The organism is Vibrio marisflavi CECT 7928 (genome assembly GCF_921294215.1).
GTDB classification, from domain to species: Bacteria; Pseudomonadota; Gammaproteobacteria; order Enterobacterales; family Vibrionaceae; genus Vibrio; species Vibrio marisflavi.
On the sequence record NZ_CAKLDM010000002.1, the window covers coordinates 2765727 to 2787870 of the forward strand.

Below are 22144 nucleotides of genomic sequence, written 5' to 3' on the forward strand. Positions count from 1 at the left end.
TTATTTTGAATACACACGCGTTCAATCGGGAGTTACGTTTGTTAACTCCCGAGCATTATCAAAATGTCTTTCAGCAAGCTCATCGAGCTGGCTCGCCTCACTTCACTATCATCGCTCGCAATAACACACTTAATCATCCAAGATTGGGCTTAGCTGTACCTAAAAAACAGATTAAAACTGCTGTTGGCCGAAATAGGTTTAAGCGAATTGCACGCGAAAGTTTTCGTAACAAACAACATGAACTTCCTAGTAAAGATTTTGTTGTAATTGCAAAGAAAAGCGCGCAAAGTTTGAGCAATGAGGAAGTGTTTAGGTTATTTGATAAATTATGGCATCGCCTGTCTCGCCCCTCGCGCGGTTAGCCATTGGACTAGTCTATCTGTATAGATGGCTCATCAGTCCGCTAATTGGCCCACGTTGTAGATTTACACCAACCTGTTCTCGATATGCCATAGAAGCGTTGAAAGCTCACGGTTTTGTAAAAGGGTGTTGGTTATCAGGTAAACGTTTATTAAAATGCCACCCTTTGAACGAAGGAGGATTCGACCCAGTCCCTCCTGCCCAGAAACAAAACCGAGATAAATAACAATGGATTCTCAACGTAATTTCCTGTTAATCGCCTTGGCTCTGGTTTCTTTTTTGCTTTACTCGCAATGGCAAAAAGAGAAGAACCCAGCACCACAAACACATGCGGTTGAGCAGACAGCATCAAAAAGCAGTTTGCCACCAACGACCACGGGTACTAACGCGTTGGACCCCGTTCCTGCTCAACAACACCAGAGCACTGGGAAAACTATTCAAGTTAAAACTGACGTATTAACTTTGACTATCGATACTATGGGCGGCGACGTTATCAACGCTGATCTAAACAAGTACGATGCTACGTTAAAGTCAAAATCGCCGTTTGTACTACTTGAAGATAAGCCAGGTAAACAGTACATCGCACAAAGTGGCTTAGTTGGCCCACAAGGTATCGACTTAAGCACTTCAGATCGTCCAGATTACAAAGTCAGTGCTGATAGCTTCACTTTAGCCAATGGCCAAGATGAACTACGTGTACCAATGACGTTTACTAAAGACGGCATTACTTACACTAAAACATATATCCTAAAACGCGGCAGCTACGCTGTTAACGTTCAATATGATGTGAAAAACGAATCAGGTAAAAATGCTACTTTAGGTATGTATGCTCACCTGCGTAAGAATATTGCTAACCATAAGAGCGGCGGCCTCACTGAGCACGCTTATAACGGTGCTGCATATTCAACATCAGACAAACGCTACGAGAAATACAGCTTCAAGGACATGAAATCAAGCAACCTATCTATTGATCTAAAAGATGGTCAAGGTTGGGTAGCAATGATTCAACAATACTTTGCAACAGCTTGGGTCCCACGTAATGCTGCTGGCACTGATATCTATAGCCGCACTGTAGGTAACTTTGCTGACATTGGTGTTCGCTTACCAAACAAAACTATCGCAAATGGCCAACAAGCTATCTTTGATGCAACGCTATGGGTTGGTCCACAGCTACAAAACAAGATGGCAGCCGTTGCTCCAAACTTAGACCTAGTTGTTGACTACGGTTGGTTATGGTTTATCGCAAAACCTCTTCACTCATTGCTAGCGTTCATCCATGGTTTCGTTGGTAACTGGGGTATTGCAATCATCCTACTAACCTTCTTGGTTCGTGGTGCGATGTACCCGCTAACAAAAGCGCAGTACACCTCAATGGCTAAAATGCGTATGCTTCAGCCGAAGATTCAGGCGATGAAAGAGCGCATCGGTGACGATCGCCAACGTATGAGCCAAGAAATGATGGAGCTGTATAAGAAAGAGAAAGTTAACCCTCTCGGTGGTTGCTTCCCTATCGTACTACAGATGCCTATCTTCCTAGCACTATACTGGGCGTTAATGGGCTCTGTAGAGCTACGTCACGCGCCATTCTTTGGTTGGATTCACGATTTATCAGCGGCTGACCCATACTATATCCTACCTGTATTAATGGGTATCAGTATGTTCTTCATCCAGAAGATGAGTCCAACGACAGTGACAGACCCAATGCAACAGAAGATCATGATGTTTATGCCTGTCGGCTTTACAGTATTCTTCGTGTTCTTCCCATCAGGTCTAGTTCTATATTGGTTAGTATCGAACATTGTTACTCTAATTCAGCAGACTTTGATTTATCGTCAGCTGGAGAAAAAAGGCTTACACAGTAAAAAAGCCAAGAGTTAACGATAACCACTGAGTTAAAAGGCGGCCAAAGGTCGCCTTTTTTGTATTTGCTGATTACAATTCAGCTAATTTAGACAACAAGCTGTGCGTTTATCATTCATCAACGCAAATCGCTATTTAAAGTAGGCATTGTTATGACAACTGAAACTATCGTAGCTCAAGCAACCGCAACGGGCCGAGGTGGTGTTGGAATTATCCGAGTATCAGGACCGAAGGCAAAGCAGGTAGCACTCGAAGTAACAGGAAAAGAGCTCAAGCCTCGCTATGCAGAGTATCTAGCATTCCAAGATGAGAGTGGCTTAGCATTAGACCAAGGTATTGCCCTGTACTTTCCAAATCCGCACTCATTCACAGGTGAAGACGTCCTAGAGCTTCAGGGCCACGGTGGGCCAGTTGTTATGGATATGCTGATAAAGCGTATTCTAGGTATATCTGGTGTGAGAGCTGCCAGGCCTGGCGAGTTTTCAGAACGAGCTTTTTTAAACGATAAAATGGACCTAGCTCAAGCTGAAGCTATTGCGGACCTAATTGATGCCAGCTCTGAAGAGGCAGCAAAATCAGCCCTACACTCACTGCAAGGCCAGTTTTCAAAGCGTATTCAAACTCTGGTTGAATCATTAATTCACCTACGCATTTATGTAGAAGCTGCCATTGACTTCCCAGAAGAAGAAATTGACTTTCTCGCTGACGGTAAAGTATCTGGTGATCTGCAAGCTATCATCGACCAACTCAATTTAGTACGCAAAGAAGCCAATCAAGGCGCAATCATGCGTGAAGGCATGAAAGTCGTTATTGCAGGCAGACCAAATGCCGGCAAATCTAGTTTATTGAATGCGCTTTCTGGTAAAGAGTCGGCTATCGTTACGGAAATAGCGGGCACCACACGTGATGTATTGCGAGAGCACATTCACATTGATGGTATGCCACTGCATATTATTGACACCGCCGGTCTACGCGATGCTTCCGATGCGGTAGAAAGAATTGGTATCGAGCGCGCTTGGGAAGAAATTGAGCAAGCCGATCGCATTCTATTTATGGTTGATGGCACCACAACAGATGCCTGCGATCCAAAAGAGATTTGGCCAGAGTTTATCGACAGGTTACCAAGTGATGCTGGGATAACTGTAATTCGAAACAAAGCCGATCAGACAGGTGAAAGCCTAGGCATTTGTCACGTGAACTCTCCTACCCTTATTCGCCTGTCTGCTAAAACTGGAGAGGGTGTCGAAGCTCTTAGAAACCATCTCAAAGAGTGTATGGGCTTTGCTGGTGGCCATGAAGGCAGCTTTATGGCAAGAAGGCGCCATTTAGATGCTCTTGCTCGCGCAGCTGAACATTTAGATATTGGCCAGCAACAACTTGAAGGTTATATGGCCGGAGAAATCTTGGCTGAAGAGCTACGTATAGCTCAGCAGCACTTAAATGAAATTACTGGTGAATTTAGTTCAGATGACCTTTTGGGAAGAATATTCTCTTCTTTCTGTATCGGTAAGTAGCTATTTACAAACATCAACAAAGATAGTGAATATAAAATTTAGGTAGCATTATGATCCATATTATTACAGGCAGTACTTTGGGTGGCGCAGAATATGTTGGAGATCACTTAGGTGACTTACTGGAAGAAAATGGCAAACAAATAACGATCCATAATAATCCAGACTTCAATGAGATCCCAAAAGAAGACACTTGGCTTTTGATCACTTCAACTCATGGAGCAGGAGAGTTTCCCGATAATATCCAGCCTTTCTTTGAAGAGTTGAAAAATAGTTCTTCAGCTCTCGATAAAGTGAATTTTGCTGTCGTTGCTATTGGTGATAAAAGTTACGATACATTTTGTGCAGCCGGAAAAAATGCGTATCAGATACTTAAACAAGCCAGTGCTACCCCATTGACTGACTGTTTAACTATTGACGTTCTGACTCACCCTGTCCCAGAAGATGCAGCTGAAGAATGGCTAAACAATAATATCGAGCTATTTTAGTTCACTCTCCATTCAACTCTTTATCTACTAAACGAAATAGAGCCTAACTTCCTGTTAGGCTCTAATAAGTTGTATCTTTTGCATTTTGCCTTGTGTAACAAGTCAAAATGAGCAATAGAAACAATGATTAGTTATTTTTTGCTACTGTGTCGCAATCGGCTTTTTTCTCAGTTGGAACTAAGACCTGATTATCGTATTTCCACATATCACCTGTAGCGTAGTCGATCAGGAATCCCCAACCATTTAAAATGTTTGCCCAATATGACGGCGTGACCGATTTATGTACGGTTACCGAAGTATTCTTATAGCACTTGTCATTGACCTTAATCGTGACATCTCTTGTCGAAGACGGGTTAGTGACAATAGTTGTTGGCAAGGTTGTCTGGTAGGTTGAAGATGCTGTCGTCACATCAACGTTAACATTTTTGTCAGGCGATGTAGCAACTATTGTCTGGCTACCACTATTAAACATAGTCGAGCAACCCGAAAGTGTTACAACAGAAGCTGCAATACCTAAAGCGATGAGTTTCTTCATACTTGATCTCATATAATTCAAATAGCGTTATAAATAATTATTACAACGAGAAATATCAAACTTAACTTAAGCAGAAGACTATATACAGATATTAGGTGAGAAAAGGTTGTAATATAATATATACCGAATAGGAACAGATAAATATTTTTCCTTTAAATGGTATGTGGATATTATATTTCTATATAAATGGGATTAGCTCCATTGGAACTTTCTCTATCCATAATTGAAATATTAAATTAATTTAATATTTCGCATAACAAGTGCCAGTTAAGAACTGCAGATATTATAATTATGCCAGTACAACTTCAACCATGTTTTCCTTTTAATTACAGAATGATAGATGGTTAATTAGCACAAATAATACTGAGTTATTGAAATACAAATAGTCTTCTATATTTCATAAATAGTGTTAACCCAACTAAGAGGTCTAGGCTCCCTACCATTTCACTATCCGTACCTGATGTAGCTAACCACTAAAAAGTGTAAAGGTCACAACCACGATACCTAAGAACTTTGCCGCGCCGACTCACAGGTCAGCAGGGACTTGTGAAACACAGACCATCCACAGAAAAGTTTGTTTTAACTAGAGCTATTCCCTCTGTGGATAAATCTGGATCTTTTCGGTTATTAACCTATAGTTACCCCAATAATAACTTTGAACGTCCCGATTTATTGTGCATAACTACCAGTTTTGATCCCAGCTAATCCTCGTCAAGATCAGAACAACAACACACTTTATGATCTTCCTAAACATCATGATCTACTTGATCATTTATCGCTTATCCACAGAAACCCGAGATCCTAATAATAGATCCAATAGAAAAGATCTATATAGATCTATATAAATTAACTACTTTTAGAGGATCAGGAAAAACTCACAAAATCGTTTTTCTCGAAAGCTGAAAGAGGGTAGAATACGTCTCCTTTTGTCTGTCCATATCACACGAGTTACATTTTTGAGGTCAGCCTATGCTTTTTCATGAAAAATTTGATGTCATTGTTGTTGGTGGTGGCCATGCTGGCACAGAAGCCGCATTAGCTTCTGCACGCACAGGGCAAAAAACCCTGCTCTTGACGCACAATATTGACACTCTGGGTCAAATGTCATGTAACCCAGCGATCGGTGGGATCGGAAAAGGGCACCTCGTCAAAGAAGTGGATGCACTGGGCGGCATAATGGCTCAAGCCATTGATCATTCAGGTATTCAGTTTCGAACTCTTAACGCTTCAAAGGGCCCAGCGGTTCGAGCAACTCGTGCTCAGGCAGACAGAGCGCTATACAAAGCATTCATTAGAAGCGCACTGGAAAATACACCAAACTTAACGTTGTTCCAGCAATCTGTAGATGATCTTATCGTTGAGCAGGATCGTGTGATCGGTGTTGTTACTCAAATGGGGCTAAAATTCCATGCACAAGCGGTTGTGTTGACTGTTGGAACTTTTCTGGGTGGAAAGATCCATATTGGCATGGAAAACTTCTCAGGAGGGCGTGCAGGCGATCCACCATCGATCGCTCTAGCTGATAGATTGAGAGAATTACCTTTTAGAGTTGATCGTTTAAAAACCGGCACACCACCACGTATTGACGCAAAGAGTGTTGATTTTTCTGTGTTGGAAGTGCAACACGGAGATAATCCAGCCCCGGTGTTTTCATTTTTAGGTAATCGCAATCAGCACCCTCGTCAGATTCCTTGTTATATCACCCATACTAACGAAAATACGCATGATGTTATTCGTTCGAATCTAGACAGAAGCCCGATGTATGCTGGAGTTATTGAAGGCATAGGCCCTAGGTATTGCCCTTCAATCGAAGACAAAGTGATGAGGTTCGCTGACAAAAATAGTCATCAGATATTTATTGAACCAGAAGGGCTGGATACGACGGAGCTATATCCAAACGGTATCTCCACCAGCTTACCTTTCGATGTTCAAGTCGACATTGTTCGTTCGATGAAAGGTTTTGAGAATGCTCACATTGTGCGCCCTGGCTATGCGATTGAGTATGATTTCTTTGATCCGAGAGATTTAAAGCAAACCTACGAAACTAAATTTATCCAAGGTTTATTCTTTGCTGGCCAGATAAATGGCACTACTGGCTATGAGGAAGCGGCAGCACAAGGCTTAATGGCTGGTTTGAATGCAAGCCTATACAGCCAAGGAAAAGAAGGTTGGAGCCCTCGTCGTGATCAAGCCTACATGGGTGTGCTTATCGACGATCTATCCACAATGGGTACCAAAGAACCATACAGGATGTTCACATCACGTGCAGAATATCGTCTACTACTGCGCGAAGACAATGCGGATCTACGTCTGACAGAAACGGCTCGCGATCTTGGATTAGTTGATGATCATCGTTGGGCTCGATTCAACGAGAAGGTCGAGAATATGGAAAAAGAGCGCTCTCGCTTAGGACAGATTTGGATCAACCCTAAATCCGAAGGTGTTGACGATCTGAATGCAATTCTAAAAACACCAATTTCTCGTGAAGCAAGTGGGGAAGATTTATTGCGCAGACCAGAAATGGATTATGCGCAACTCACCTCTTTAGCCGCATTTGGTCCAGCTCTAGATGATCAGCAAGCCGCTGAGCAAGTAGAGATTCAGGTGAAATACGAAGGTTACATTCAACGTCAGCAAGATGAGATTGAAAAGTCACTTCGTCATGAAAATACTAAGCTGCCTTTAGATCTTGATTATCAAGACGTCAAAGGTCTATCTAACGAGGTCGTATCTAAGTTGAGCGAAGCAAAACCAGAAACGATAGGTATTGCGTCTCGTATTTCAGGTGTCACACCAGCCGCTATCTCTATTTTGCTTGTTCACCTCAAGAAGCAAGGCATGTTGAAAAAGGCGAAGTAGCATAATGGAAGTATTGAGAGTAAAGTTAGAGCAGTTAGTAAAGCAAGCCGAGTTAACAGTTAGTGAACTGCAAATTGATCAGCTTGTGCGATATGTGACGTTATTGGATAAATGGAACAAGGCTTATAACCTGACTTCTGTTCGTGATCCAAAGGACATGTTAGTTAAACATATACTTGATAGTATTATTGTGAGTCAGCATTTAAAAGGTCAGCGCTTTATCGATGTAGGAACTGGCCCAGGCTTACCAGGTATTCCTCTGGCAATAATGAATCCGGATTGTGAGTTTTTTCTTCTAGATAGTTTAGGGAAACGTATTCGATTCATTAAGCAAGTGGTACATGAGCTCAAATTGACCAATGTCACCCCTAGTCAAAGTCGCGTTGAAGAGTTTGAACCGGAAGAAAAGTTTGATGGTGTTCTAAGTAGAGCATTCGCATCCATGACAGATATGGTGGAGTGGTGCCATCATTTACCTAAGCAAGGTTCAGGGAAGTTTTACGCGTTAAAAGGTCAGTTGTCTCAAGATGAGTTAAATCAACTACCAGACTGGTGTCACGTCGATAGTGTTGAAGTACTAACAGTCCCGCAGTTGGAGGGAGAACGTCATCTAGTCGTCTTATCGCGCAAGGGATAAATAGCGAGGAAAACAGTGGGTAGAATAGTAGCAATCGCCAACCAGAAAGGTGGCGTAGGTAAAACAACGACTTGTATTAACCTAGCGGCATCGATGGCCGCAACCAAGCGAAAAGTTTTAGTTATCGATCTCGACCCACAAGGCAATGCAACGATGGCCAGCGGTGTCGACAAGTATCAAGTGGATGCCACTGCATATGATCTGTTAGTAGAAGATACGCCATTTTCTGATGTGGTATGCAGAAAAACATCTGGTCACTACGATCTTATTGCTGCCAATGGTGATGTTACTGCTGCAGAAATCAAACTCATGGAAGTCTTTGCCCGTGAAGTGAGATTAAAAAATGCACTCGCGCCAGTTAAAGACGAATACGATTTTATATTTATCGATTGCCCACCATCACTTAACCTTTTAACCATTAATGCAATGGCAGCTGCAGACTCTGTTCTAGTGCCAATGCAATGTGAGTACTTCGCGCTCGAAGGACTAACTGCATTAATGGATACCATCAGTAAACTTGCAGCAGTGGTCAATGAAAACCTTAAGATCGAAGGTTTACTGAGAACCATGTTCGATCCTAGGAATCGACTTTCTAATGAAGTGTCCGATCAACTCAAAAAGCATTTTGGCACAAAAGTCTATCGTACCGTCATTCCACGAAATGTTCGTTTAGCAGAAGCCCCTAGCCACGGAAAACCAGCCATGTATTATGATAAATACTCTGCTGGCTCCAAAGCGTATCTTGCTCTTGCCGGAGAAATGCTTCGTCGAGAAGAAGTCCCTGCTTAACTGATATCAATAAAAAAGGAATCACTCAATGTCTAAACGTGGTTTAGGAAAAGGGCTAGATGCACTGCTTGCAACTAGCTCGTTGGCTCGTGAGAAACAACAAGTTGCAACACAAAGTCAGGCTTTGTCATCAGATGGAGAGTTGACCGAGTTGGAAATATCCTGTTTACGACCAGGTGCCTATCAGCCGCGTAAGGAAATGTCGCCAGAAGCTCTAGAAGAGCTGGCAACATCGATTCAATCCCAAGGAATTATCCAACCGATTGTGGTTCGAGAGCTTGAAGGTGATGAAGGGCAATATGAAATAATTGCCGGTGAACGTCGCTGGAGAGCTGCGCGTCAAGCGGGTTTGTATCTTGTACCATGCTTAATCAAAAATGTTGCAGATAGAGCTGCCATCGCAATGGCGTTAATCGAAAATATTCAACGCGAAGATTTGAACGCTATTGAAGAAGCACAAGCGCTAGAAAAACTTCAAGGAGAATTCACGCTTACCCACCAGCAAGTTGCTGATGCAATAGGTAAATCACGTGCTACAGTAAGTAACCTACTTAGGCTGAATCAATTAGAAGATTCTGTAAAATCTCTTGTTGCGGAGAAGCACCTTGAAATGGGCCATGCACGGGCTCTACTTATGCTTGAAGGTGAGCAGCAAAGCGACATTGCGCAGCAAGTAGCAAACAAAAGTATGACCGTTCGCCAAACCGAGCGTTTGGTAAAAAAATGCCTCTCTCCTCAATCTGAAGAGAAAAACATTCCTCAAGACGAAGAAACACATCAATTGTCACAAAATTTAAGTGAAATTCTGGGTGCAAAAGTTTCAATTACAAGAACTAAGACCGGAAGTGCAAAAATGACAATTAGTGTTGATGAGCCTCACAAATTGGAAGCGCTAATAGCTCGTCTCAAAAACTAGGTGAGATAATCCATTTTAACCAATATATGAACAAATCTAGGTATTTGTATTAAAACTGTCGGATTGTAAACAAAGTTGTAACTTTATGCGTTATTGTTATTGCATTCAGTTTAACTGGTCGTATAATCTCCGCGACTTCTTAGCATTTTAAAAAAATTAGTTTTCATAGCTGAGAATAATACTTAGAGGTAAGAATACATGGTAGCTGCGTTGGCTAGGCCTGGGCGAGAGCTTGCAAAGCAATTGTTACTGATCCAGTCTGGCGCGGTTATGGTACTGGCTGCAGGGATGTCTATTGCAGTAAATGCTGAATGGGGAGTTTCAGCGCTGATTGGTGGCGGGATTTTTGTCGTCGCCAACGCCGTTTTCGCATTCTGTGCTTTTATGTTTAGTGGAGCTCGTGCTGCAAAACTTATCACGGCTTCTTTCTATACAGGCGAAGCGCTAAAAATCCTCATCACTGTTGCACTCTTCTATGTTGCCTACATGTATATGAAGGTGGACCTTGTTCCCCTACAACTAACCTATTCACTGGCTTTAGGCATTAACTTCTTAGCGCCAGTGCTATTCGTTAACAAAAAGAAATAGGATGAGTTATGGCTGCGCCAGGTGAAGCGCTAACATCGGCCGGATACATTGAGCACCACCTCGCCAATCTTTCTTTAGCTAAGTTAGGTTTGGTCGCGGAGGAAACAAGTTTCTGGAACGTGAATATTGATAGTTTGGTGTTTTCAGTGCTGACCGGAGTGTTATTCCTTTGGGTATTTCGCTCTGTAGCTAAGAAAGCAACATCAGATGTACCAGGTAAGCTGCAATGTTTCGTTGAAATGGTAGTTGGCTTTGTCGATCAGAACGTCAAAGACACTTTCCATGGACGCAATCCATTGATAGCTCCACTGGCTCTGACTATCTTTTGCTGGGTGTTTTTAATGAATTTGATGGACTTAGTTCCAGTCGACTTCTTACCGTACTCAGCACAGCTAGCAGGAATCCCTTACCTAAAGGTTGTTCCGACAGCTGACGTAAATATCACCATGGCAATGGCTCTGGGCGTTTTTGCTTTGATGCTCTACTACAGCATTAAGGTTAAAGGTCCTTTGGGCTTTGCGAAAGAACTGGCTCTCCACCCTTTCAATCACCCAATTATGATTCCGTTTAACCTGCTTATCGAAGTGGTTTCTTTACTGGCGAAACCTCTATCTCTAGGCATGCGTTTATTCGGAAATATGTTTGCGGGCGAGGTGGTATTCATTCTTATCGCGGCAATGTTGCCTTGGTGGCTACAGTGGGTCGGTTCACTTCCGTGGGCGATTTTCCACATACTAGTCATTTTGATTCAATCGTTTGTGTTCATGATGTTGACTATTGTCTACCTATCAATGGCACACGAAGATAATCATTAATACTTTGAAATTTTAATTAACTTAATTTAGCCAACAACTATAAATTTTTGGAGATAGTAATGGAAATATTATTGAGCTATTCCGCTATTGCTGTAGGTCTTATCGTAGGCTTAGCTGCTCTTGGTACAGCAATTGGTTTCGCAATCTTAGGCGGTAAATTCCTTGAAGGTGCAGCTCGTCAACCAGAAATGGCTCCTATGCTACAAGTTAAGATGTTCATCATCGCTGGTCTACTTGATGCGGTTCCAATGATCGGTATCGTAATCGCGCTTCTATTTACATTTGCAAACCCATTCGTTGGTCAGCTAGGCGGTTAATCTATCTGATTGAGGCAACTAAGTTTGTCATTGATTAACACCAAGTCTAAACAGAGGAAGGGGTAGCGTTGTGAATATGAATGCAACTCTGCTAGGTCAAGCAATCGCGTTCGCTATGTTTGTTTGGTTCTGCATGAAATACGTGTGGCCACCAATCATGCAAGCAATCGAAGAACGCCAGAAAAAAATTGCTGATGGTTTGTTGGCTGCCGACAGAGCAGCCAAAGATCTGGATCTGGCACAAGCCAACGCTTCCGAGCAAATGAAGGAAGCGAAGCGCACGGCAACAGAGGTTATCGATCAAGCGAATAAACGCAAAGCTCAAATTTTGGATGAAGCTCGCCATGAAGCGATGGAAGAGCGTAAAAACATCCTATCTCAGGCGGAAGCCGAGATTGAAGCTGAACGTATCAAAGCTAGAGATGATCTGCGTAAACAAGTTGCTGCTCTGGCAATCGCCGGTGCTGAGAAAATCCTTGAGCGTTCGGTCGATAAAGACGCGCACAAAGATATTCTTGAAAACATTACTGCAAAACTTTAAATCAGGGGGCGAATATGTCTGACTTGACAACAATTGCACGCCCCTACGCTAAAGCAGCTTTCGATTTTGCGGTTGAGAACAAGCAGCTAGACCAATGGAGTCAAATGCTTGCTTTCGCAGCCGAAGTCGCAAACAACGAACAAATTCATGAACTATTAACCAGTTCGGTTTCTGCAGAGAAGCTTGCTGAAATTGTTATCGCGGTATGTGGCGAACAGTTTGATGCTAACGGTCAAAACTTTCTCAAAGTGATGGCTGAAAATGGACGCCTAAGGGCGCTTCCAGCAGTATTTGAAGCTTTTATGACTCTTAAACGAGAGCATGAGCAAGAGGTGGACGTGGAAGTGATTTCCGCCACTAAGCTCACTAAAAAGCAACAAGACGACATTAGCAAAAAATTGGCAGAGCGCCTTGAGCGCAAAATTCAGCTGAATTGCAGTGTAGATGCGGCCCTAATAGCTGGGGTCATAATTCGAGCCGGAGACCTAGTCATTGATAACTCAGCACGCGGTCGATTGACTCGCCTGAGTGATGCATTGATGTCTTAATGGGGATTGGAGCATGCAACTTAATTCCACCGAAATTAGCGATCTAATTAAACAGCGTATCGAAGCATTCGACGTTGTTAGTGAAGCTCGCAATGAAGGTACTATCGTTTCGGTAAGCGATGGTATTCTTAGTATTCATGGCCTTGCAGATGTAATGCAAGGTGAAATGATTGAATTACCGGGCAACCGTTACGCACTAGCACTTAACCTAAACAGAGATTCTGTAGGTGCTGTAGTAATGGGTCCTTATGCCGACCTTAAAGAAGGCATGAAAGTTACAGGTACAGGTCGCATCCTAGAAGTACCTGTAGGTCCTGAACTCCTAGGTCGTGTTGTTAACACACTAGGTGAGCCAATCGATGGTAAAGGGCCTATTGAAGCGAAAATGAGCTCTCCTGTTGAAGTTATTGCTCCAGGGGTAATCGATCGTAAATCCGTTGATCAGCCTGTTCAAACTGGCTACAAGTCAGTTGACTCTATGATCCCAATCGGCCGTGGCCAGCGTGAGCTTGTCATCGGTGACCGTCAAACGGGTAAAACAGCTCTAGCTATCGACGCTATCATTAACCAAAAAGATTCGAGCATCTACTCAATCTACGTTGCGATTGGCCAAAAGGCATCAACTATTGCAAACGTAGTGCGTAAGTTAGAAGAGCACGGCGCACTTGCAAACACTATCGTTGTTGTTGCATCGGCTTCTGAATCTGCAGCGCTACAATATCTTGCTCCTTACGCTGGTTGTGCAATGGGCGAGTACTTCCGCGATCGCGGTGAAGATGCGTTGATTGTTTATGATGACCTATCAAAGCAAGCTGTAGCTTATCGTCAAATCTCGTTGCTACTAAAACGTCCACCAGGCCGTGAAGCATTCCCGGGTGACGTATTCTACCTTCACTCACGTCTACTAGAGCGTGCAGCTCGAGTAAGCGAAGAGTATGTAGAAAAGTTCACTAATGGCGAAGTGAAAGGTAAGACAGGCTCTTTGACTGCACTACCTATCATCGAAACCCAAGCGGGTGACGTATCTGCATTCGTACCGACCAACGTAATTTCCATTACTGATGGTCAGATCTTCCTACAAACTGAACTGTTTAACTCTGGTATTCGTCCAGCGGTTGACCCAGGTATTTCGGTTTCTCGTGTAGGTGGTGCCGCGCAAACGAAAATCATCAAGAAACTGTCTGGTGGTATCCGTACTGCACTAGCTCAATATCGTGAACTAGCAGCGTTTGCACAGTTCTCATCTGACCTAGATGATGCAACTAAGAAACAGCTAGATCATGGTCAGAAAGTGACTGAGCTAATGAAGCAGAAGCAGTACGCGCCAATGTCAGTATTTGACCAAGCGCTAGTGATCTTCGCAGCAGAGCGCGGCTATCTAGAAGATGTTGAGATAAACAAACTCCTAGACTTTGAAGCAGCACTGTTGTCATACGCTCATGGCCAATATGCCGAATTAGTATCGGAAGTGAACAAGACGGGTGCTTACAACGATGATATCGAAGGCCAGTTGAAAAAACTGACTGACGACTTCAAAGCAACCCAAACTTGGTAAAAGGTAGGTGGCACAAGTTGCCACCAACTAATGGAGATTAACGATGGCCGGCGCAAAAGAGATACGTAATAAAATAGGTAGTGTTAGAAGCACTCAAAAAATTACGAAAGCAATGGAAATGGTAGCAGCGTCTAAAATGCGTCGCTCTCAAGAGGCAATGCAAGCGTCTCGTCCATATGCTGAAACAATGCGTAAGGTGATCGGTCATATAGCAAATGCAAATCTAGAATACCGTCATCCGTATCTAGAAGAGCGTGAAGCTAAACGTGTTGGTTACATCATTATTTCAACTGATCGCGGATTGTGTGGTGGCTTAAACATTAACTTGTTTAAAAAAGCCATGATGGACATGAAAGATTGGTCTGAGAAAGGTGCTGATGTAGAGCTGGCAATTGTCGGTTCAAAAGCTACAGCATTTTTCAACAATAGCGGTGCAAAAGTTGCGGCTCAGGTTTCTGGGCTAGGTGATTCACCTAGCTTAGAAAGCTTGATTGGCTCTGTCGGCGTGATGTTGAAAAAATATGATGAAGGTGAGTTGGATCGCCTATTTGTCGTGTATAACCATTTCGTTAACACGATGACTCAAGAACCAACGATCGATCAATTATTACCTTTGCCTAAATCTGATAGTGAAGAAATGCAACGCGATCATGCGTGGGATTACATCTATGAGCCTGAACCAAAGCCACTACTAGATAAGTTACTAGTACGCTATGTAGAGTCTCAGGTATATCAAGGTGTGGTTGAAAACCTTGCATGTGAGCAAGCTGCTCGAATGATAGCAATGAAAGCGGCAACTGATAATGCCAGCAATCTTATTGATGAATTAGAGCTTGTGTACAACAAAGCCCGTCAAGCGGCGATTACACAAGAGCTGTCAGAGATTGTATCTGGCGCAGCTGCAGTTTAGGTGAAACAAAATTTAGAGGATTAACGATGGCTACAGGTAAGATCGTACAGATCATCGGTGCGGTAGTCGACGTGGAGTTTCCACAGAGCGAAGTACCTAGTGTATATGATGCTCTTAACGTTGTTGATAGCAAAGAACGTCTAGTATTAGAAGTTCAACAGCAACTTGGCGGTGGCGTTGTTCGTGCCATCGTTATGGGTAGCTCTGATGGTTTACGTCGTGGTTTGACAGTAGAAAACACAGGTTCTCCAATTTCTGTACCAGTAGGTAGCAAGACTTTGGGACGTATTATGAACGTACTTGGCGACGCGATTGACGAATGTGGTGAAATCGGTGCTGAAGAGCACTACGCAATTCACCGCCCAGCGCCAAGCTATGAAGAACAATCGAACGAAACTTCGCTACTTGAAACTGGCGTTAAAGTTATCGACTTGGTTTGTCCATTCGCTAAGGGTGGTAAAATCGGTCTGTTCGGTGGTGCAGGTGTAGGTAAGACCGTTAACATGATGGAGCTTATCAACAACATCGCACTTCAACACTCAGGCCTATCAGTATTTGCTGGTGTTGGTGAGCGTACTCGTGAAGGTAACGATTTCTACTTTGAGATGCAGGAAGCAGGCGTTGTAAACGTTGAGAACCCTGAAGAATCAAAAGTAGCAATGGTTTACGGTCAGATGAACGAGCCACCAGGAAACCGTCTACGTGTTGCACTGACTGGCCTAACAATGGCTGAAAGGTTCCGTGACGAAGGTCGTGATGTACTATTGTTCATCGATAACATCTATCGTTACACACTTGCGGGTACTGAGGTATCAGCACTTCTAGGTCGTATGCCTTCTGCGGTAGGTTACCAGCCAACTCTTGCTGAAGAGATGGGTGTACTTCAGGAGCGTATCACGTCAACGAAACAAGGTTCTATCACGTCTGTACAGGCGGTATACGTACCTGCGGATGACTTGACTGACCCGTCTCCAGCAACAACGTTTGCTCACTTGGATGCAACAGTTGTACTTAACCGTAACATCGCAGCAATGGGTCTATACCCAGCGATTGACCCGTTAGATTCAACATCTCGTCAGCTTGACCCTCTAGTCGTTGGTCAAGAGCACTATGACATTGCACAAGGTGTTCAAAGAACGCTGCAACGTTATAAAGAGCTAAAAGATATCATTGCTATCCTAGGTATGGACGAGCTATCTGAAGATGATAAGCAAGTTGTATCTCGTGCACGTAAGATTGAGCGTTTCCTAACTCAGCCTTACCACGTAGCAGAAGTCTTCACTGGTGACCCAGGCGTTTACGTACCTCTAAAAGAAACACTGCGTGGTTTCAAAGGTCTACTAGCTGGCGACTATGATGATATTCCTGAGCAAGCGTTCATGTACTGCGGTGCAATCGACGATGCTGTTGAGAATGCGAAGAAGCTATAAGGCTGACTAGGAGGTCATATGGCAGAGATTACCTTTCACCTTGATGTTGTAAGCGCGGAAAAGAAAATATTTTCTGGCCGTGTTGAGACTTTTCAGGTGACCGGTAGCGAAGGTGAATTGGGTATTTTTCATGGCCATACACCGCTGCTTACCGCTATAAAGCCTGGCATGGTTCGTATCGTAAAACAATTTGGACATGAAGAAATCATCTATGTGTCTGGAGGTATTGTTGAAGTTCAACCAGGAACGGCAACTGTACTGGCTGATACGGCTATCCGTGGTGAAGAACTAGATGCTGCTAAAGCTGAAGAAGCGAAAAGAAAAGCTGAAGAACATATTAAGAACCAACATGGTGATATGGACTTTGCTCAAGCAGCAAGTGATTTGGCGAAGGCGATTGCCCAGCTTCGAGTTATCGAGTTGACCAAACGTCGACGCTAATCATTAGTTAGCTACTTTAAGGCGGCCTCTTGGCCGCCTTATTTGTATAATTTTTACCTCAACCCAGTTCCAACCTTTCCTTCAAATACCTTTCGCCGTTACAATAGCTGTCATTAAACTTGTCTCCATAAGGTAATGATTGATGAATTTTAGCGCCGTTATCCTCGCCGCGGGAAAGGGAACCCGAATGTACTCCAATTTACCTAAGGTGCTACATACCTTAGCTGGTAAACCAATGGTCAAGCATGTTATCGATACTTGCAAAGGAATGGATGCGCAGAGTATTCATCTTGTTTATGGCCATGGCGGACAGCTGATGCAAGATTCTTTATCCAGCGAAAACGTAAACTGGGTATTGCAAGCTGAGCAACTAGGTACTGGTCATGCGGTTGATCAAGCTTCTTCTCAGTTTGCTGATGATGAGCAGGTTTTGGTTCTGTACGGAGATGTACCGCTAATAAGTGAGCAAACACTTACTTCTTTATTACATGCTCAGCCAAAAGGCGGAATTGGTTTACTGACGGTTGTTCTTGATGATCCGACTGGTTATGGTCGCATCGTTCGTCAAAATGATCAGGTGGTAGCTATTGTTGAGCAAAAAGATGCTTCCGATGTGCAAAAACAAATTCAAGAAATAAATACCGGCGTCATGGTTGCTACAGGTAAAGATCTAAAGCGATGGTTATCTGGTCTAAGTAACGATAACGCACAAGGTGAATATTACTTAACTGATGTCATAGCTGCAGCTCATAAAGAAGGGCGTCAAATTGAAGCTGTTCACCCAGAGAGTCCAATTGAGGTGGAAGGGGTAAATGATCGTCTTCAGTTATCTCGACTAGAGAGAGCTTACCAAACGATGCAAGCTGAGAGCTTGCTTAAGCAAGGCGTCATGTTAAGAGATCCGGCACGTTTTGATTTACGTGGTGAGTTGCAAGCAGGCAAAGACTGTGAAATTGACATTAACGTCATCATCGAAGGCAAAGTGTCGTTGGGTGACAATGTTAAGATTGGCGCAGGAAGTGTTTTGATCGATTGCGAAATAGACGACAACACTATAGTGCGTCCGTACTCCGTTATTGAAGATGCCTGTGTTGGCGAAGAATGTACAGTTGGACCATTTAGCCGCTTACGCCCTGGAGCTCAGCTTTCTGATGACGCGCACGTAGGTAATTTCGTAGAAATCAAAAAAGCAACGTTAGGCAAAGGCTCTAAAGCAAACCATCTAGCTTATATTGGCGATGCCGAAATTGGTCAGCGCGTGAATATTGGAGCTGGTGCGATCACCTGTAATTATGATGGTGCAAACAAGCATAAGACCATCATTGGTGACGATGTTTTTGTTGGATCAGATAGCCAGCTTGTTGCGCCTGTTGAAATTGGTAATGGTGCGACAATTGGTGCCGGAACCACATTAACAAGAAATGTATCAGAAAATGAGCTCGTTATTACACGTGCGAAAGAGCGTAAAGTGCCAAGCTGGCAGCGACCAGTTAAGAATAAATAGACAGTAAAATATTCTCTGATGAAAAATAAGGGTCCTTAAAGGACCCTTATTTTTATTAGATTCTTGTAAAAATCATTCTTCATTCGTGAGAGGTCTACTCTCTCCTTCAACGTTATGAGAACGAGCTTTCCACGTTGCTATAAAGTAACTGCATAGCAGAGCTACCATACAAACAAAAATAGCACTGCCTGTCGCTGATTGAGCATGCAAAGCAAACGTTGCCACAATCGCACTGGCAATACTACTTACGGTGATCTGGATACTGTTTTGTAAACCAGCAGCTGTTGCAGCGCAATGCTTAGCGCTAGAAAGGGCTTGGTTGACGATAATTGGGTACATAGCGCCATTAGCAAGAGCAAGCAAGCAAAATGGCGCTAGTATTGGCCATATTGAAGTAAGCTGCCATTGTGAAGCGACAAGTATCATTACTGATGAGATGACGAACATTGCTAATAAGTTTTTCAAAGTACAGCTGGCACCGTATTTTCTTACTGCAATCTTCCCTAAATATCCACCGACTATGAAAGCGATAGTTTGTGGGATAAAGCTGAAGCCAATGTCTTTAGCAGAATAGCCCAGACGGGTCATTATTTCTGGCATACCAGTTAAGTATGCAAAAAAAGCAGCTGAGGCAAAGGCGAACATCAATATGTTACCTACATAGACTCGATTTTTGATTAGAAACGCGACATCTTGTTTCACTGAGCTTGATTTAGTGGCCGTGTTGCTTTCTCCTGGCTGGAAACATGTAGCGATAACCAAAGCGATACCAATCAGAGTCAATGCCAAGAAGATACTACGCCAACCAAGGCTATGAGATAGAAGCACACCTAATTGTGGCGCCAACGCTGGAGATAGAGCAACCAAAGGCATAATGGTAGAAAAGAGCTGTTGGCTTGTGGAGCTTGAGTAGCGTTTTATGATCATAGCTTGCCAAATAACCGCTGGTGCGCACACCCCGATGGCTTGCAAAAAGCGTAGTGACAATAGCTGCCAAATAGATTCGCTGAAAGCGATACCTACCGATGCAATTGAAAAAATAGCTAATCCAGCAATCAGAGTTTTCTTACTTCCATATCTATCACTTGCTAGACCCCATAAAAATTGTCCGATAGCCATTCCGACCAAGAAAACACTTAAGGATAATGCAATCTGTTGTGGTCCTGTTGAGAATGCTACTTCTAGATCTTTAAAGGCAGGTAAGTACATATCTGTAGCCACAAAACCCAACATGGATAAGCAGATTAGATAGAGTAACTGCAATTTTGATGGTCTCATTTTTCTTTCCAATCAAAAAATTTAATGGTTAGTTTTAACTAAGGATTAAGGCAACCCCTGTTATTTAGATAATGAAATTTTATTTTTTGATTATTTATAAATAAAACGTTAAATTTTGTAGTTATGGTTCAAATTTTTTGATGTCAAGTTATGTACTCCAAATCATCCCTCGAATTAATAGATACCATTGCTCGTCTAGAGAGTTTTGCCGCAGCAGCGGAAGTACTGCATCGCGTTCCATCAGCAATCAGTTATTCTGTTCGTCAGCTTGAGAGAGACTTGGGTGTCGTGCTATTTAAAAGACTTCCAAGGAAAGTTGAACTCACTGAAGCTGGAATAATATTTGTTTCGCACGCTAGAGACATGTTGCGACAAATGGATGAGGTCACCATTCAAACGCAGCGAGCAGCAAGTGGTTGGAAGCAAACGTTAAAAATTACACTGGATAATATTGTGCGTTTGGAAAAAATGGAACGATTAGTCAGTGACTTCTACGCAACTTTTGATTTTGCAGAGCTGCAAATCAATATGGAGGTGTTTAATGGCTCTTGGGAAGCGATATCTCAAGGTCGAGCGGATATTGCTATTGGAGCTACTTCCGCAATTCCAGTTGGTGGAGAGTACAATACAAAAAATATGGGCAGTATGGAGTGGGTTTTTGTTATGTCACCTAGCCACCCTTGTGCAAAAGCAGCGCAGTTAACAGAGGAATTGGTAAGCAAGTATTCAGCAATTTGTTTAGATGATACCTCAAGAGAACTCCCAAAAAGGCACAATAGCTACTTCCCAAACCAACGCCGCCTGTTATTACCGAACTGGCATACCGCAATAGATTGTTTAAAGAAGGGGCTTGGAGTTGGTTATATGCCGCGTCATATGGCTAGTAAGCACTTACAAGCTGGTACATTGATCGAGAGATCTAATCCTTTGGAAACACCCAATAGTGAATGTTGTCTAGTATGGAGAAGAGATCCAACAAACAAGCTTATACAATGGATGGTAGATTATTTAGGTTCATCAGAGCAGCTGTATCAAGACTGGTTAAAAGCATAAGGGCCAGCATTACACTGGCCCTTATTGGGGTTAAATTATGTGGCTAAGGCCTTTCAAACACAGTCGCAATACCTTGTCCTAGCCCAATACACATAGTAGCTAAGCCAAACTTGGCATTTTTGTGTTCCATAATATTAATAAGTGTTGTGGAAATTCTGGCCCCAGAGCAGCCAAGAGGATGACCAAGAGCAATAGCGCCGCCATTTAAGTTCACTTTCTTGTCCATATCTTCAGCTAAACCTAAGTCAGCGACACAAGGTAGTGATTGAGCAGCAAACGCTTCGTTGAGCTCAACAACATCAATATCGGCAATAGATAAGCCTGCTCTTTTTAGTGCTTTTTTACTTGCAGGTACTGGTCCATAACCCATGATAGAAGGATCGCAGCCCGCGATAGCCATTGATTTAATTCTTGCTCTTATGGTCAGCCCTAGAGACTTGGCCTTTTCTTCTGACATGATCAGCATTGCAGCAGCGCCATCCGATAGAGCGGATGAGGAGCCCGCAGTCACTGTACCAGAAGCAGGGTCAAACACAGGTCGTAATTGCGATAACCCTTCCACCGTCGTTTCCGGACGAATCACTTCATCATAGTCGAGTTTAATTAGCGATCCATCTTCAGCGTGCGCTTCAATTGGTAAAATTTCATTTTTGAAGCGTCCCTCAACGGTAGCAGAATGCGCTTTCTGGTGAGAATTCGCGGCAAATTCATCTTGTTGCTGTCGGCTAATGTTATACATTTTGCCCAGCATTTCCGCTGTTAGCCCCATCATACCAGCTGCTTTTGCGACATTTTTTGATAGTCCAGGGTGAAAGTCAACACCATGGTTCATTGGAACGTGCCCCATGTGTTCGACACCGCCTATCATACAGATCTCAGCGTCACCCACCATAATGGTTCTTGCTGCGTCATGAAGAGCTTGCATTGATGATCCACACAAGCGGTTCACCGTGACGGCACCTACTTCAATCGGTAGGCCTGCTAAAAGAGCAGCATTTCTAGCGACATTAAACCCTTGCTCTAGTGTTTGTTGCACACATCCCCAATAAATATCTTCAATTTCATTGGCAGAAACTTGTGGGTTTCGCTGCAGTAATCCGCTCATGAGGTGCGCAGAAAGATCTTCTGCTCGAGTGTGACGAAAGGCACCACCTTTGGAACGTCCCATTGGGGTGCGTAGGCAATCAACAATAACTACGTTGTTCATGA

At 43.2% G+C, this 22144-nt stretch carries 23 protein-coding genes; 20 read left to right on the plus strand and 3 right to left on the minus strand.

Annotation, left to right across the window (positions count from 1 at the left end):
* Positions 1-38 precede the first annotated feature (38 nt).
* The 5 genes from rnpA to mioC all read left to right on the plus strand — a co-directional run bounded on the left by rnpA (position 39) and on the right by mioC (position 4219).
* Positions 39-362, plus strand: a complete 324-nt coding sequence (gene rnpA, locus L7A31_RS19475) for a ribonuclease P protein component (protein WP_237363406.1) — start codon at positions 39-41, stop codon at positions 360-362.
* Positions 329-586 carry a membrane protein insertion efficiency factor YidD gene (gene yidD, locus L7A31_RS19480; RefSeq protein WP_237363407.1) on the plus strand — a complete coding sequence of 86 codons (258 nt, stop codon included), beginning with the start codon at positions 329-331 and terminating at the stop codon, positions 584-586. The genes rnpA and yidD overlap by 34 nt, the downstream gene beginning before the upstream one ends.
* A gap of 2 nt (positions 587-588) precedes the next feature.
* Positions 589-2238, plus strand: a complete 1650-nt coding sequence (gene yidC / locus L7A31_RS19485) for a membrane protein insertase YidC (protein WP_237363408.1) — start codon at positions 589-591, stop codon at positions 2236-2238.
* 134 nt (positions 2239-2372) lie between these two features.
* On the plus strand, positions 2373-3734 hold the full coding sequence (mnmE, locus tag L7A31_RS19490; RefSeq protein ID WP_237363409.1) for a tRNA uridine-5-carboxymethylaminomethyl(34) synthesis GTPase MnmE: 1362 nt from the start codon (positions 2373-2375) through the stop codon (positions 3732-3734).
* A gap of 50 nt (positions 3735-3784) precedes the next feature.
* Positions 3785-4219: an FMN-binding protein MioC gene (gene mioC, locus L7A31_RS19495; protein WP_237363410.1), complete on the plus strand. Its 435-nt coding sequence runs from the start codon at positions 3785-3787 to the stop codon at positions 4217-4219.
* Positions 4220-4346: 127 nt separating this feature from the next.
* On the opposite strand, the gene L7A31_RS19500 is transcribed toward mioC, so the two are convergent.
* Positions 4347-4754, minus strand: a complete 408-nt coding sequence (locus tag L7A31_RS19500; RefSeq protein WP_237363411.1) for a hypothetical protein — start codon at positions 4752-4754, stop codon at positions 4347-4349.
* Positions 4755-5723: 969 nt separating this feature from the next.
* Between L7A31_RS19500 and mnmG the strand changes: the two genes are divergently transcribed.
* The 14 genes from mnmG (at position 5724) to glmU (ending at position 18604) form a co-directional block, all read left to right on the plus strand.
* A complete protein-coding gene (gene mnmG, locus L7A31_RS19505; protein WP_237363412.1) occupies positions 5724-7613 on the plus strand; it encodes a tRNA uridine-5-carboxymethylaminomethyl(34) synthesis enzyme MnmG in 1890 nt (629 codons plus the stop codon).
* A gap of 4 nt (positions 7614-7617) precedes the next feature.
* Complete coding sequence (gene rsmG, locus L7A31_RS19510; protein ID WP_237363413.1) at positions 7618-8250, plus strand: 16S rRNA (guanine(527)-N(7))-methyltransferase RsmG; 633 nt, start codon at positions 7618-7620, stop codon at positions 8248-8250.
* A gap of 15 nt (positions 8251-8265) precedes the next feature.
* Entirely contained in the window at positions 8266-9039 is a 774-nt protein-coding gene (locus L7A31_RS19515; protein WP_237363414.1) for a ParA family protein, read from the plus strand.
* Positions 9040-9067: 28 nt separating this feature from the next.
* Complete coding sequence (locus L7A31_RS19520; RefSeq protein ID WP_237363415.1) at positions 9068-9955, plus strand: ParB/RepB/Spo0J family partition protein; 888 nt, start codon at positions 9068-9070, stop codon at positions 9953-9955.
* A gap of 198 nt (positions 9956-10153) precedes the next feature.
* Positions 10154-10543: a F0F1 ATP synthase subunit I gene (locus tag L7A31_RS19525; RefSeq protein WP_237363416.1), complete on the plus strand. Its 390-nt coding sequence runs from the start codon at positions 10154-10156 to the stop codon at positions 10541-10543.
* Positions 10544-10551: 8 nt separating this feature from the next.
* The gene (gene atpB, locus L7A31_RS19530; RefSeq protein ID WP_237363417.1) at positions 10552-11358 is read left to right on the plus strand and encodes a F0F1 ATP synthase subunit A; all 807 of its coding nucleotides are present in this window, start codon (positions 10552-10554) and stop codon (positions 11356-11358) included.
* A gap of 59 nt (positions 11359-11417) precedes the next feature.
* Positions 11418-11675 carry a F0F1 ATP synthase subunit C gene (gene atpE / locus L7A31_RS19535; RefSeq protein WP_237363418.1) on the plus strand — a complete coding sequence of 86 codons (258 nt, stop codon included), beginning with the start codon at positions 11418-11420 and terminating at the stop codon, positions 11673-11675.
* Between the two features lie 70 nt (positions 11676-11745).
* Positions 11746-12216 carry a F0F1 ATP synthase subunit B gene (gene atpF / locus L7A31_RS19540; protein WP_237363419.1) on the plus strand — a complete coding sequence of 157 codons (471 nt, stop codon included), beginning with the start codon at positions 11746-11748 and terminating at the stop codon, positions 12214-12216.
* Positions 12217-12230: 14 nt separating this feature from the next.
* Complete coding sequence (gene atpH / locus L7A31_RS19545) at positions 12231-12764, plus strand: F0F1 ATP synthase subunit delta (protein ID WP_237363420.1); 534 nt, start codon at positions 12231-12233, stop codon at positions 12762-12764.
* Positions 12765-12777: 13 nt separating this feature from the next.
* Positions 12778-14319, plus strand: coding sequence for a F0F1 ATP synthase subunit alpha (gene atpA, locus L7A31_RS19550; protein WP_237363421.1), 1542 nt, complete (start codon positions 12778-12780; stop codon positions 14317-14319).
* A gap of 43 nt (positions 14320-14362) precedes the next feature.
* The gene (gene atpG, locus L7A31_RS19555; protein ID WP_237363422.1) at positions 14363-15229 is read left to right on the plus strand and encodes a F0F1 ATP synthase subunit gamma; all 867 of its coding nucleotides are present in this window, start codon (positions 14363-14365) and stop codon (positions 15227-15229) included.
* Positions 15230-15255: 26 nt separating this feature from the next.
* A complete protein-coding gene (gene atpD / locus L7A31_RS19560) occupies positions 15256-16659 on the plus strand; it encodes a F0F1 ATP synthase subunit beta (RefSeq protein ID WP_237363423.1) in 1404 nt (467 codons plus the stop codon).
* Between the two features lie 18 nt (positions 16660-16677).
* Positions 16678-17100, plus strand: a complete 423-nt coding sequence (locus tag L7A31_RS19565; RefSeq protein ID WP_237363424.1) for a F0F1 ATP synthase subunit epsilon — start codon at positions 16678-16680, stop codon at positions 17098-17100.
* Positions 17101-17242: 142 nt separating this feature from the next.
* Complete coding sequence (gene glmU / locus L7A31_RS19570; protein WP_237363425.1) at positions 17243-18604, plus strand: bifunctional UDP-N-acetylglucosamine diphosphorylase/glucosamine-1-phosphate N-acetyltransferase GlmU; 1362 nt, start codon at positions 17243-17245, stop codon at positions 18602-18604.
* Positions 18605-18676: 72 nt separating this feature from the next.
* Here the strand turns inward: glmU and punC are convergent, their stop codons facing one another.
* Complete coding sequence (punC, locus tag L7A31_RS19575) at positions 18677-19882, minus strand: purine nucleoside transporter PunC (RefSeq protein ID WP_290368767.1); 1206 nt, start codon at positions 19880-19882, stop codon at positions 18677-18679.
* A gap of 150 nt (positions 19883-20032) precedes the next feature.
* Here punC and punR point away from each other — a divergent pair, with 150 nt between their 5' ends.
* Positions 20033-20935 (plus strand): DNA-binding transcriptional activator PunR, encoded by a 903-nt coding sequence (gene punR, locus L7A31_RS19580; protein WP_237363426.1) that lies wholly within the window; start codon positions 20033-20035, stop codon positions 20933-20935.
* Positions 20936-20978: 43 nt separating this feature from the next.
* Here punR and fadA read toward each other — a convergent pair whose 3' ends face one another.
* Positions 20979-22142 carry an acetyl-CoA C-acyltransferase FadA gene (gene fadA, locus L7A31_RS19585; RefSeq protein ID WP_237363427.1) on the minus strand — a complete coding sequence of 388 codons (1164 nt, stop codon included), beginning with the start codon at positions 22140-22142 and terminating at the stop codon, positions 20979-20981.
* Positions 22143-22144 lie beyond the last annotated feature (2 nt).